The sequence below is a fragment of the Halomonas almeriensis genome (assembly GCF_030409235.1).
In the GTDB taxonomy this organism is placed as follows: Bacteria; Pseudomonadota; Gammaproteobacteria; order Pseudomonadales; family Halomonadaceae; genus Halomonas; species Halomonas almeriensis.
On sequence record NZ_JAUFPO010000006.1, the window covers coordinates 292,514 to 305,065 of the forward strand.

Here is a 12,552-nt window from a genome sequence, read left to right on the forward strand (position 1 = left end):
GACGTTCGTCTTGAAGCGGCACCGCGATAGCGCTACACTTCTCCCAAAACGGGAGGGGAGATGAGAGTCATCGCCAAACGGACGTTGCGCGAGTTCTGGGAGCAAGGACATGCCGATGCCCAGCGCCCTCTGACCGAGTGGTACCACATGATGTCGAATGCATCATGGCAGACGCCCCAAGAGCTGAAGGCTGATATCGGCACCGCCAGCATCCTCAGGGGAAGGCGCGTAGTCTTCAATATCGGTGGCAACAAATACCGGCTCATTGTCGCCATTCGCTACTCTCAGCAGATTGCCTGGATACGCTTTGTCGGCACACATGCCCAGTATGACCAGGTCGACGCGGAGACCATATGATGAACATCCAACCTATCCATACCGATGACGACCTCGAGCGTGCCTTTCTACGGCTGGAAGAACTCTGGCAGGCCGACGACGGCACGCCCGAAGCCGATGAGCTGGAAGTCCTCTCCATACTGATCGAGCACTACGAGGATCAACGCTATCCGATTGGCTCTTCAGATCCTGTTGAAGCTATCCGATTCCGCATGGAGCAGCGTGGCCTCTCGCCACGTGACCTGGAGCCCTTGATCGGACCCAGTGGCCGCGTCTCGGAGGTGTTGAACCGCAAACGAAGCCTGAGTCTGCGCATGATCCGACGGTTACACGATGGGCTCGATATTCCCTACGAGAGCCTGATGGCCGATACCACGGCTTGAGCGGGCGTTCAGAGCTTCTGTGCTCGCTCAGGCCGCTTTGAAACCCGCCTCAAAATGCACATTCAAACGCTCGACCAGGGCAAAGGGGCAGCGAAACTTGAGGCGTCAGCTCATCAGGGTCGCCAATCTGGCCAGGACGTCATCCATGATCTCTGGCGGAACACTCTCCACCCAGCGCCCCTGACGGGCCTCGATATCCAATGTACGTAACTGGCTGCACAACACCACGCCGGTGGTGGTCGTACTTGCCTTTCTCAGGGGCAGTCGGCATTGGCCCCGGCCACCGCGCCTGTGGAATACCGAGCTCAAGTTCAACCAGACAGATGCTTACCATGCCGGATATCCAACTTCGCATCGAACTGCTCGACACCGCCCCCCTGGTCTGGCGGCGGGTCCGCGTGCCCGAGCAGATCACCCTGCAACGCCTGCATACCGTGATACAGGCCGCCATGGGCTGGTATGACTATCATCTCTTCGAATTCGAGTGCGATGGCCGATATTACGGCGAGCCCGACGAGTGGGGTGACAGGCCCATCGCCATGGCGCGCAACGCCCAACTCAAGCGCATCGCCGCCCGAGCCCCGGACAACACCTTCCACTACATGTACGACTTCGGTGATGGCTGGGAGCACCGCATCACGGTGGAAGCCACCGGCCTCGACGAAACCAACCCCTGCCCGCGATTGATCGACGGCGCCATGGCCTGCCCGCCGGAAGACATCGGCGGTATCCCCGGCTATGAAGCCCTCAAGATCGCCGCCGCCGGGGGAGACGACGAGCATGGCAAGATGGTACTGGAAGCCCTGGACGGCCACTTCGACCCGCACCTGCTGGATGAAGACGAAGTCGACTTCATGCTCGAACATATCCAGGCCGGTTTCCGCCGTGGCGGGCGCTCGAAAGTGGAGCGCGACGCCAACGTGGCCAAGCGTGAATTGAGAAGCAAAAGCCGTGGCCAAGGCAGCCCCTTAGACGCCATGCTCGAAGCGCAGGGCATTTATAACGTCGAGGAGCTGATGCAGGCAGTGCAGGCCGAGATCGATAGGAACAAAAAGAAATAGCGGGCGGTGTGGCGCCTCGCATATCAGCACTACTCAGGTCACGATCAGGTACTTGCAGGTATTGAGGTGTGCTCGAGCTACCGGACGTCGGGCATCAGCCATACGGCTTCAGAATGGGATGTCGTCATCAAAGTCACCAAAGGGCGAACGCGAGTTGCTTTGAGAACGCCTTGACTGCCCGGTGCCAGACAGCAGGCCAAGAAGCTGCTGCGGGCTTTCCAGACATTCTTCGATGCCGAAAACTTTCCATCCATTCTGTCTGGCGTGTTCGAGATCTTCCTCACTAATGGCGACACCGACTCGTGTGCCCGACCAGGCCAACTCGAGGTTGGCGACGATATTGTTGTCCGGTGCCTGAATATCCACTCCCACCTCGGGGATCGGTGCTCGGAGTGACTGGAGCTGGGGAATCAGGCCGTTGAGGCCAGGGTCCGCCAGGTCGAGCACTTCCTTCCAACTGTGGGTGTTGGCGCATGACTGCTGTTGTCGCAAGTGGGCAATAAGCTGACGGTCTTCATGGGAGACCACCATGTGATCATGCCCGGGCTGTTTGCTGTGACAGTCCGCGCACAACGCGCGCAGGTTCTGCCAACGGTTATCGTCGCGCTGCCGGTTGATGTGATGCACGTGCAACAACTGCGGGTAGCGTTCCAGCTCGACATCACATTCCTGGCAAGTGTAGCGCTGACTTTGCCGATACTGTCGGGAAATGTCCGGCCAGTCCTGGCTGTAGCCTTTTTCCACGTGAGAGAGGGGCTCCGGGGCCGGATGACTCGGGAAGAAGGACTCGTAGTGTTGGAAAAATTCCTCGAATGAGAAGTGGGTATGCGCCGCGGCATTACCAGGGCGAGAGAAGCCCTTGTAGTTAATCTTGGTCAGACAGAACTTGCATACCTTGAGCGGCACCTTGACCTCATGGTTCGGCTGCTGACGAGAATGGATGCGAAATTCCCCGCCTTGATCCTGGATGCCGATGTAACGCTTAAAGAAGCCGGAGCGTTTCATTTCTTCCAGGTGCTTGCACCAGGCCACATGGACTTTGTTGCCTGAAGAAGGGTACTGAATAGCTTGCTCAAAACGGTTCTGGGGGTGCCCGGGCATATACAACAGAATCTGTTGGCCTCGGAATTCAAGCAAGCCGTCCCGAGACTGCACCTCCCGCATTTTTTCAGGCGCGAAGACCTCTCCACCTGGGGGCACTGCGGGTGGCTTTGGTACTCTATCTTGAGTCGCTTGTTCACGGGATGTAGAAGTGGTGAGAGTCAGCCCCTTGAGCGGACGACCAATCCGGCTGACAGCTGCCATCAGGGCGCTGAAGTCCAGATCCAGCTTCATGCATCAACCTCGGAAAGGATCTCACCAATCTGACTCTCGGCATTGGTCTGAATACGGAAGCTGACGCGGCGTGAAGCTTCGTGGTCTTCCTGGCCACTGCCATCCGGCATTGGCTGGGATGAAGAAAGGCCGACAGCGGCAGTGTTGGATTTGACCCACTGCTTGCGGGATTGGGTCGCCGGTAGTTGGTACAGGTAACGCAGTACCGAGCGCGTTCGGTCCTGAGATAACCGCATGTTCAGGAAGTATGCCTGATCCTCACTGACGCTATTATTCCAGACGCTGGAGGTATGGCCCTCGATACGGGTTTCTTCAATCGCATCCTGGAAAGGTGCCAATACCTCCAGGTAACGCGGGTAAAAATCGCTCAGGATGTTTTCAAAGCGGGGCTGCAGTGCGGCCGAGCCACGTCCGAACAGCACCTCCGGCGCGGTAAAGGTCAGAGCCAATGAGTCCGAGTCGATTTTGGCCTGCCAGGCATCCAGGTCATCGGCGAACTCGTCCATCAAGGCGTTATAGATGGCTACTTGGGTTTCCTGATACGCCTCGGCCACTTGCGTCACGCGATCCCGTTCCTGCAGGGCATGGCGCATCAGGGCAATGGAAATCAACAGAAAGACCATCATCAGGCCGGCCATCAGATCCGATACGCTCAGCCAGTGGTGTTCATCCTCGTTGCCGGCCGCGTTACCGCGTCCAAACAGTGACTGCATGCGACTCATCGAAACGGCTCCCGGTCAGCGGATTGGACGACCTGCTGCATCTGATCGGTGAGTTGCTTGTAATCCTGAGTGAATCGTCCCGTAATCTGCGCCAACTGGTCACCCATCTGCTGCAGGGCCTTGGTCAGCTCCTGCTGCATTTCCGAATCCAGCTGAGTGAACTGCTTGTTCACCGATTCACCGGTCTTTTCTGCCGCCTGCTGCATGGCAGCCTCAACCTTTTGATAGGTACTGCTGAGGTCGCGCTGATACTGTTCGCTGGCCGATTCGAGCGCTTGCCGGTGTTGCTTTTGCAGGCTGTCGATCATTTCCTGAACCTGTGCCTGGGACTGACGCAATTGCTGGTTGGTCTGCTCTCCGGCGTCTTTCAAGGTGGTGGTAATCTGTTCCGACTGCTCTGCAATATGGTCAGAGGTGCTCTGCAAGGATTCATGCACCCGGCTATAGCGCTCATTCAGCCCAGTGGCACCCTCGATCATTTCCTGATTGATGCGTGCACTGCCCTGAATCATTTCATCCTTGAGGCTTGTGCTGCCTTCTGAAAGCTGTTGGGCCGCACTCTGCGCCGCTTGGCTGACATCATTTACGGTGGACTCGACCTGTGAGCGGATCTCCGGCACGGCCTCCACGGCGCGGTTGCGCATCTCCTGGAAGGCGGCCAGATGAGATTCCAGCTCATTGATCTGGTGTTGGGCCGTATTCAACAGGGTCTCGAGCCCCTGCATGGCCTCGGGAATGGCATCGGCCTTTTCGCTGATGGCCGACACACTGGATTCGGTCTGGGTGATGGCCGTTACGCCCTGGGCGTATTGATCGCGCATTTCTTCAAGCTGCTGGCGATAGTTCTCCTGCCAATCGACCAGCGACTTCACGGAAGCATCCAACGCCTTGAAGTTTTCGCCGAACTGTTCGGTCAACTGGTTGTTGAAGTCCTGGATGACCTCCTTGAGAGCATTGATAACCTGCTCGGTGGCGGATTTTGACATCATCTCGGCAAAATCCTGCATCTGCTTCGAGAGCTCGGTAGAGAATTCATCGAATCGCTGCTGCTGGGCCTTGGCGTGCTGTTCCAGCTTTTCGGCAGCTTCGGCCTGACGTGCCGCTTCGCGAGCCATGGCCTTGTGATTGTCATCCTGATTCTGTCGCAACATGCGAATCTGACCAGTCAGAGTGTCGCTGTCGTCGCCGGCAATCGCCTGATGCAACTGTGCGAGGTTGTCGTTCTGTTCACGCATCAGTTGGTGAATATGTTCCGGGCCGATCTCATCGGGACCGCTGGCAACATCGGTTTTGGGTTGAAGCCAGGGCAGGCTGGTGATCAGCTTGTAGAAGATGGTCATGGCCATGCCAAACAGGCTGGTCATGAAAGCGGTTTGCAAGCCGCCAAGCAATTGGCTGATGTTGTCATCGATGTTGTCGGTATCGAAATGAAGCAAGCCAATCACGATACCAATGAAGGTACCCAAGATCCCAAGCGAGGTTAGCAGATTGGGCGTGTAGTGAGTGAAGCTACGATACCTGTCCTTTTTATATAAAAATAAAGATAAAAGGAAGAAAAGAGTGATTGTTGCTAAAAAAAATGTGGTGACATGGTCCGCTTTAGTGCTAGCCAGTAAGCTCTCAAGAAAGGATGGGAAGATGACGATTTTTTCGAGCATTATAAGTGATATCCTGTCTTTTAGGGTGCTAGCTTGGTGGGTTCAAGATGTAATTTGAGGTTTCCTCAAGAAAATCCATGCACTCATGAAGTATCCTGTTCATTTCCTGAGCCTCTTCTTGTTTGGTCTGGCTTTTTCTGTAACGTAGCAGAAATTTAATAATGGAGGGGCGAAACATCAGGAAAAATATTTTGATTTTACTGGGTTTTGTTTTTCCTTTTTTCTTTATGGTTGTTAGATGGGCTCCGTTTTCCTCAAAAATAGAGATTGTCTGTATGTTGTTTTGAATAATAATTTTTGAGTGTGTGTTGCCGTTTGCGTAATAGTTATGCTGTTCTATTTTTTCTGGTCTGTTGGTTGGTTTTTGGTGGATGGTGATTTTAGAGAGCATGATGCCTTGAGCATCCCAATAGCGTGATATGCCATCCACTCTGTTCATGCAGAAGTTTGTTTCAGCCATTTTCTGGGAGTTTTCATGCCACTGTTCCAGGACGCCATGCGGCTTTCCATCATATTTATGAATTTTTTTGTATAGGTTTCCGGAAGAATAGTATGTAACGTCTTGCGTATACCGGAGTTTCTGCAGGCGTTCTATTTCCGCAGATGTTGAAGAGAGAATCTTGGAAGCATGTGATGCATCTGATGAGAGGCTGTTTTTTTCTGCGAGGTCTCGCATTGTTTTTGCGTTTTTTTGTATTTTTTCCAAGTGCTTAATTTTTTCTATTGCAAGATCGAAGCTCTTTTCGAAAGAAATTATTTGATTTTGATTTATTAAGTTCTTGAGGTTTTGTATAGTTCTTATTTCAGACTTTTCTATTAGTTTTTCTTTTTTTTCTCTGAATGAGGTTTTTTCGGGTTCGGGTACTGCTGATATAACTCTTTCGTAAGAGTCGATAAGCTCGTGACGTTTTTCTTGGAGTTCACTGTCGTTTTCAGGATGCCCTTCAAGGGTGGCTATGTTTCTTTCAAGCTTCCGGACATTCGTTTTCAAGACCCCTTGATGACTTATTTCTTCAAGCTCCTCCATTGCTCCATTAAGTATTTGGCCAAAGCTGTTGAGTGCCTTGCCACTTGTTTTTAATGATTTTCCAACGTTTTTGAAGAAAGGCATGGCACTGTACTTTTCAGAATGAGAAATGGAGTGAACTTGATAACTCAAACACCTCAGGTGTCACCTGCCGGTGGCACCTGAGATACTGGTTGGCCAGGCTGCTTACAGCTTGCCGAGGTACTGCATGTCCTGACGCATTTCCTGCGGGACATCCTCGATCAATACAACCGAGATTTCCTGCGCACCATCTTCTGTAGTGGCGACGCTCTCATCCAGGCTGGCGTTGATGGTGTCAGGGCTGAGGTTGTACATGGCACCGGTCAGCGGGTCCACGATGAGCCAGCCGATCAGGCCGCCAAAGATCAGGTTGCCACCCACATACCAACCGTTGGGTGTGGAGTTGATCATCATGGTGCGGTCTTCATAACCGTCCTTGCTGATCTCCACATTGTACGATTTGCCACCAAAGTAGGAGCCATCAGCCTTGCGAAGTTGAACCGTGGTAGGCGTGGAGCCGGAGTGCACGCGCTGGCTCTTCTCATCGGTAATGAGAACTTCGGCGTTGCTGGGTGTGCTATTGATGGTGACCGTTTGCTCCTTTTCACCAACGATGCTGGCGCAACCCGTCATCATGGTCAGCGTGGCGATGGCGGCGGTGATCTTCAACAGTTTCATAATGATCCTTGTAACCCTTGCGTATTGGTTTTGCGCTTTAAGCCAAGTTTTTACTGGCTTATAAATTGTTTCATATTTATTTGCTGTCGCCAATATGCGACGGCTGTATTTTTCATTCTTTTGTTACTTCTTATGTGCCTTCCTCAGAGGGCTCCTCAAAAAACGACCATGCCTGTTCGTAGTCCTTCTCCCGGTCGGGGCGGGTGAAGGGGGCGTGGTATTCGATGGTGGTTTCCCAGGGGCCTCCGGGGAGGGTGTCGTCGAGGTAGGTCTTGCGGACGACGCCTGCCTGCATGTCTTTCACGTCTTCCCAGCCGAGGGCGATGCCGTACTGATTTGAAGAGCCGGTCCGCTCAGGTGACTCGATGGAGTAGTGGATGTCCTGGTCGAGTTCCTTCTTGTTGGCCTTGCGCGGCAGGCCGACGCCGGCGAGGCCCTTGCTGGGGGTGAAGATGATGCGGCCGCGGGCGTCGTACCAGGTGTCGGCTTCGTACTGGCGCATGACGGAGAACTGGACGCGATAAATCGTCTTGAGTTCTTCCAACGTAATGCCCAGCGCCTGGGCGACCAGCACATCGATTTCCACCAGTGCCTGGCGGCGGGTGTGGTCATTGCGCAGGGCGCAATGGCGCTGCCATTCCGGCGTCAGATTGGCGAAGAAGTCGTGATCGAGTAGCGGACTATCTCTGGCCCATTGGGCCTGGCGGAAGTCATCCTGCCAGCAGGAGTGCCAGAGGTCTGCGTAATGGTTGGTCACGCATGTCAACGTTAGAACTCGGTTTGCCAGAGCTGCTGACTCTATGTATGGGAAAGATCTTAATGTTGACTCATAGACGTCGGCTTTACCCGTTGTCTTAAGGAAGAAGTCGGCGACTATTGAATAGCAAGAAGCCGCGAAAGCAATTGCCTTGTTTGGGTCTTTAAACGTCGTGGATAGCACAGGGTGAATATGTGCTGTCCCGGGTGGAACAATGGCGCCGATTAAAGACCTTTCTGAGGAAGCCCCGAACATACGCCGATTTACCCAGCGATAATACTCGGTCACTTTCCGGGGCTGGCTTTCGCCTTCCTCGATCCAGCTGACGCGGGGGGTGCGGGCGGCGTAGGTGTCGGGGTCGCAGGCCGGGACGTAGTTGGTGCGCGGCAGGTAGTCGTCGGGCAGGCGTTCCAGGTCGAGGACGTCGTAGTGGCTGTTGCCGGTGCAGACGGCGCGCGGTGTCTTGTAGAACGGCGAGCCGACGAAGAAGTGCGGGCCGCTGAGAATCCATTGGTCGGCGCTATCCGGGAACTGGGTGCTACGCTGCATGGTGCCGTCCTGCTGGGCGTTGACCTCGTTCCAGTGCTGGGTGGAATAGTAGTCACCTCCAAGGTCCCCAAGTCGCGTGGGTTGGGCGGCGAAGCGTTTCAAAACGTTGAGCAACTGGCGGGCATGCAGAGCGGGGAGGCGTGCCTGCAACGGCGGTGTGCCGTCTTCATCGTAGAGGGTGGCGAAGAGTTGCAACGTTTTGGTATCCACCTCGATCAAGCGGTCGCGATGGCCATCAGTGTTCCAGGTGATACGGGGTTTGCCGTTGATCTCGACTTCTTCCTTGATGCCGGGCACGGTGCCTTCGCCATTGTGGGTAAAGCAGGCATCGATGGTCTTCGGCGCGAAGAGGTTGGCCATGTGCACAAAACCGGCTTCCTGCTCGGGGCCATAAATATTGATGCTGTACATGGTGGCGTGGTGGACCTCGGCAAATAGCCGCATTTCATTGTGGAACTGAAAATGCGCCCTTAACCGCCGATAGACCGCCTCACGGAAGCTGCCGCCCTTGGGATCGTCGTAGATGCCCTCGGGGTGAAGATAGCCAGCTACGCCCTGTTCGCTGCCCAGGCGCCAGGCGGTGGGCAGGAAGCACTTGTAGAGGTTGGCTTTCTGACCGGCGAGCAGCGGGTAGTTGGCGGCGCTGTTGAGAAAGGCCTGGGTGCCTTCGCTTTCCTCGTATTCGCGCCGCCAGGCGTCGCGCAGGCCCGGGTGGTCGTGAAAGGCCTGTTCGCGCAGGGTGGCGAGCTGACTGGCGGAAGTCTTGCGCAGGGCGAAGGCGGGCTGGTGGTCGCCCATGATGCCGCCTTCCTGCCATTCCACCTTGAGCCAGGGCGGGTTACCCAGCACCAGGTCGAAGCCGCGGCGGCCGCTGACGGCGCCGGAGAATACGTCGGCGTATTCCAGCTCCCAGTGAAAGAAGCGGCGCTGCTCGGCCAGCTCGTCGGCGAGCTTGAGGCGCGGGCAGGCGCGGAACAGGGTGGCGAGCTTGACCACGCCGAAGCGGTCGACGAAGCGTTGGCCTTCCTCGGTGCCCTCGGGCTCCTGCTGGAAGAGGTCGGGGATGTCGTGGCTGGGGCCGGCGCCGATGGTGTCGCCGAGCAGCAGGGTTTCCAGGTCCCACAGCCATTCCTCGCGGCTGGGCAGCTCCTCGGCGCGGTCGATGGGCCAGAACCACAGCGCGCACCAGTAGTCCATGGCCAGCTTGAGGCGGCGGTAGGCCGGGGCGCTCTCCTGGTAGCGCTGGGTCAGCGAGGCTTCCATGGCGTCCTTGAAAGCCAGGCTGGTGGGCTCGCCGCTGGCCTCGCGGCCATAGATGGGGTAGGGGTCGCTGGTGCGGGTGCGAATGCGCGCCAGTTCGCGGGCGTGTTCCACCCACAGCGCCTCGACCTGCTGACTCAGGCGTTCCAGGCGCTGACGTTCCTCGGCATTGAAGGGCGCGGTAAAGGCCTTCTTCCAGCGCTTGATGGTGGCCAGTTCATCGCCGAAGAGCTGCTTGGCGACCTTGTCGGTGTAGTCGGCCATACCGGTGAAAGGCAGCAGAAAGTGCCAGATTCGGCTTTCTTCCAACCCTTGAGTGGGCGCCAGGCCATCACCTGGTGGCGCGGCGCTCGCCTGCTGCGCATCGCGCGCCGCGTGCTGGCCATTGCTCGAAGACGAATTGGCTATTTCGGCCTTTTCCTCTGCAGTCTTGTGCTCGTCGTTCGAAACGACCAGTGGCACGGCGTCGCCGGCGCGGTTGAGCCAGGCGGCGGGGTCCTTGGCCTTGAGGCCGAGGGCGCTGGCCGGGTAGGCCTCGCGGCGGGCGCCGATCAGCGAGTTGCCGGTGCGCAACTGAAAGCCGAACCAGGGCACGAAGCGGTCGGCGGAGAGGGCGCCGAGCCACAGCGAGACCTCGGCGAGCTCCACGGCCACGGGGTTGAGGTCGACGCCGAAGACGCTGTGGTCGGCCAAGTACATCTTGACGCGCTGCTTCTCGGCGGCGTAGTGGGCCTGGGGAATGCGCTCGGCGGTGGGGTCGTGCTGCTGTTTGGCGCTCTGGGCCAGGGCCAGGTACTTGTCGGCGAGCTGGTCGATGGCCTCGTTCAGGAAGGCGGCGCTGCCCATGGCCGGCTCGCAAAGGGTCAGGCTGAGCAGGCGCTCGGCGCGGGCGGCGTCGTCGGGCAGCGGGTCGAGCTGCTCGGCGTAGACCTCCTTGAGGGCGTACTTGACCAGCGAGCGGGTGAGTACCTCCGGGGTGTAGTAGGAGGCGCTCTTTTCGCGGTCGCGCCCGGCCAGACGGTAGAGAAAGCGGCCGCGCGGGTGGCGGCGAAGTTGCTGGTAGCCGTCTTCGTCGCGGTCGAAGACGCGTTCGGCGTCGCTGAAGTGTTCGAGCTGCTCGGCGGTGACGAAGTAGCCGGTGGCCAGCGGGTCGGGGTTGGCCTCGCCGGCGCGCTTGACCTCGAAGAGATCGTGTTCGGCGAAGAAGCCGCGATAGCTGAGCAGGGCCTCGTAGACGGCGCCGAGCTGGTTGATGCCCAGGCGGGCGTAGCTGATGCGCCCGCGGCGACGGTTGCCGCGGCCCCTGGCGGGGCGCGAGAGCGACATCAACTGGATGATCTGCTGCCAGATGACGTTGGGAAAGACCACCTTGTCGAGCAGTTGTGTGCGCTCTGGGTCGAAGAGGTGGCTCTTGAGTGCCGGCAGGGTGAAGGCATCCTGGCCGGTGCCGCCAATGCCGTCGAAGTCGAGCTGTTCGTTGCTGGGTGCTTCGACGCCTTCATGCACCAGGCGGAAGAGCCGGGTGATGGAGTGGTGCAGAAAGCTGCCCTGGCGTTCGCGCTCGCTGGTCAGCGGGGTGAGTTCGAGCTGGCGCAGGCCCTCCAGGGAGTAGCCGCTGAGGTAGACCGCGCTGTCCACCGGGGCGTAGCCGAGCTCGGGCCGTGCCTCGATGTAGAACAGGAACAGCAGCCGGTACATGGTGCGCAGGCACTCGCGGGAGAGCTGGTCGGGGTCGAGCTGGCCGGAGTAGATGCCTTCCTTGCGGTGGCGGGCGCGTTCGATGAGCTGGCGGGCGGCTTCGTTGCCGAGCAGCTCGATGCCCTCGCGCAGGGCGTACTTGAGGTCCTCGCTGACGCCGTAGGCGTGCTTGTGGGCGTTCTCGTCGAGGTTGTCGAGCAGGCTCTGGCCATTGGCGTCGAGCAGCGATTCGCGGCCCAGCAGCACACTGGTGGCCTTGAGGGCGTCGGTCTCGCGGCGTGCCAGCAGTTCGACCCAGTCGAAGCGCAGCAACTGGCCGCGGGCGAAGCGGCTGCGGTCGATGAGCACCCACTGGTGGGGCGCTACCAGCAGCACCCAGCGCGGCGGCTGTTCGCGGGCGAAAACCTGGCGCGAGAGCAGGCTCTGCCAGCTGGGCGGTGCTTCGCCGTTGAGTTCGCGCTGGAAGGCGGCGGGCAGCGGGGTTTCATCGAAGCTGAGGTACTGGGCGGCCAGTGGCGTGGCGGCCAGGGGGTCGCCCTGGGGCTCTTCCATCGGCAGGGCTTCGATGACCCACAGCAGCGGTGCGTTGTTGCTGTCCTTGAGTTCGGCGAGCAGCGGCACTTCGGCGTCGTCGCCGAGGGGGCGGCGTTCGGGCGCAGGGCTGTAGCCGAAGGCCTCGAGCAGCGGGCGGGCCAGCTCGCGGGCGGCCTCCACGGCCTCGCCGGCACGCCCACGGCGCGCCAGTGCCTGGGTGGCCTCGATCTCGCGCAGGCGTTCATGGGCGCCCCGGCGCAGCAGGGCCCAGGGCGTCTCGCCGCCGGACTCGTTGGCGCGCTGCTGCCAGGCCTCGATGACGCCACGAATGTCGCCCTCGAAGATATCGGCGAGGTAGTGCTCGCTGTAGAACTCGTTGTCGTTGATGATGCCTGCGTGTGCCATGGGCGCTGTCTCTGATGTTCGTGTTGCGGGTCGCCGTGCTGCTCGGGGCTTTACCGTCGTCAGGTTTTCCAGGAGGCGCCATGAAGGGGCCCTGAGTGGCGTCGCGTCTGCGCCTCGGCATGGCCTCG

Annotated in this window: 10 protein-coding genes; 3 read left to right on the forward strand and 7 right to left on the reverse strand. The window is 58.3% G+C overall.

Features of this window, described 5'->3' with window-relative positions:
- The first annotated feature begins 60 nt into the window (after positions 1 to 60).
- Together QWY74_RS05290 and QWY74_RS05295 are read left to right on the forward strand one after the other, a co-directional pair.
- Positions 61 to 357, forward strand: coding sequence for a type II toxin-antitoxin system HigB family toxin (locus QWY74_RS05290; protein WP_290313939.1), 297 nt, complete (start codon positions 61 to 63; stop codon positions 355 to 357).
- On the forward strand, positions 357 to 719 hold the full coding sequence (locus tag QWY74_RS05295) for a helix-turn-helix domain-containing protein (protein ID WP_290313940.1): 363 nt from the start codon (positions 357 to 359) through the stop codon (positions 717 to 719). Before QWY74_RS05290 ends, QWY74_RS05295 begins: the two co-directional genes overlap by 1 nt.
- Before the next feature lie 105 nt (positions 720 to 824).
- Here QWY74_RS05295 and QWY74_RS05300 read toward each other — a convergent pair whose 3' ends face one another.
- Positions 825 to 1,034, reverse strand: coding sequence for a type II toxin-antitoxin system PemK/MazF family toxin (locus QWY74_RS05300; protein ID WP_353960313.1), 210 nt, complete (start codon positions 1,032 to 1,034; stop codon positions 825 to 827).
- A gap of 17 nt (positions 1,035 to 1,051) precedes the next feature.
- On the opposite strand from QWY74_RS05300, the gene QWY74_RS05305 reads away from it, so the two are divergent.
- Positions 1,052 to 1,780: a plasmid pRiA4b ORF-3 family protein gene (locus QWY74_RS05305; RefSeq protein WP_290313942.1), complete on the forward strand. Its 729-nt coding sequence runs from the start codon at positions 1,052 to 1,054 to the stop codon at positions 1,778 to 1,780.
- A 108-nt stretch (positions 1,781 to 1,888) separates the two neighbouring features.
- Here the strand turns inward: QWY74_RS05305 and QWY74_RS05310 are convergent, their stop codons facing one another.
- The 6 genes from QWY74_RS05310 to QWY74_RS05335 form a co-directional block, all read right to left on the reverse strand.
- Positions 1,889 to 3,115, reverse strand: coding sequence for an HNH endonuclease (locus QWY74_RS05310; RefSeq protein ID WP_290313943.1), 1,227 nt, complete (start codon positions 3,113 to 3,115; stop codon positions 1,889 to 1,891).
- The gene (locus tag QWY74_RS05315) at positions 3,112 to 3,837 is read right to left on the reverse strand and encodes an OmpA/MotB family protein (RefSeq protein ID WP_290313944.1); all 726 of its coding nucleotides are present in this window, start codon (positions 3,835 to 3,837) and stop codon (positions 3,112 to 3,114) included. Before QWY74_RS05315 ends, QWY74_RS05310 begins: the two co-directional genes overlap by 4 nt.
- On the reverse strand, positions 3,834 to 5,495 hold the full coding sequence (locus tag QWY74_RS05320; RefSeq protein WP_290313945.1) for a hypothetical protein: 1,662 nt from the start codon (positions 5,493 to 5,495) through the stop codon (positions 3,834 to 3,836). The genes QWY74_RS05315 and QWY74_RS05320 overlap by 4 nt, the downstream gene beginning before the upstream one ends.
- Positions 5,496 to 5,523: 28 nt before the next feature.
- Positions 5,524 to 6,606, reverse strand: coding sequence for a toxin-antitoxin system YwqK family antitoxin (locus QWY74_RS05325; RefSeq protein ID WP_290313946.1), 1,083 nt, complete (start codon positions 6,604 to 6,606; stop codon positions 5,524 to 5,526).
- Between the two features lie 102 nt (positions 6,607 to 6,708).
- The gene (locus tag QWY74_RS05330; protein ID WP_290313947.1) at positions 6,709 to 7,221 is read right to left on the reverse strand and encodes a PEGA domain-containing protein; all 513 of its coding nucleotides are present in this window, start codon (positions 7,219 to 7,221) and stop codon (positions 6,709 to 6,711) included.
- A gap of 130 nt (positions 7,222 to 7,351) precedes the next feature.
- Positions 7,352 to 12,424, reverse strand: a complete 5,073-nt coding sequence (locus QWY74_RS05335) for a DNA methyltransferase family protein (RefSeq protein WP_290313948.1) — start codon at positions 12,422 to 12,424, stop codon at positions 7,352 to 7,354.
- Between the last annotated feature and the right edge of the window lie 128 nt (positions 12,425 to 12,552).

Coding starts and splice junctions, on each gene's coding strand:
- QWY74_RS05320 (WP_290313945.1), bottom strand. CDS start 5,495: ATGCTCGAAAAAATCGTCATCTTCCCATCCTTTCTTGAGAGCTTACTG.
- QWY74_RS05325 (WP_290313946.1), bottom strand. CDS start 6,606: ATGCCTTTCTTCAAAAACGTTGGAAAATCATTAAAAACAAGTGGCAAG.
- QWY74_RS05305 (WP_290313942.1), top strand. CDS start 1,052: ATGCCGGATATCCAACTTCGCATCGAACTGCTCGACACCGCCCCCCTG.
- QWY74_RS05310 (WP_290313943.1), bottom strand. CDS start 3,115: ATGAAGCTGGATCTGGACTTCAGCGCCCTGATGGCAGCTGTCAGCCGG.
- QWY74_RS05290 (WP_290313939.1), top strand. CDS start 61: ATGAGAGTCATCGCCAAACGGACGTTGCGCGAGTTCTGGGAGCAAGGA.
- QWY74_RS05330 (WP_290313947.1), bottom strand. CDS start 7,221: ATGAAACTGTTGAAGATCACCGCCGCCATCGCCACGCTGACCATGATG.
- QWY74_RS05315 (WP_290313944.1), bottom strand. CDS start 3,837: ATGAGTCGCATGCAGTCACTGTTTGGACGCGGTAACGCGGCCGGCAAC.
- QWY74_RS05335 (WP_290313948.1), bottom strand. CDS start 12,424: ATGGCACACGCAGGCATCATCAACGACAACGAGTTCTACAGCGAGCAC.
- QWY74_RS05295 (WP_290313940.1), top strand. CDS start 357: ATGAACATCCAACCTATCCATACCGATGACGACCTCGAGCGTGCCTTT.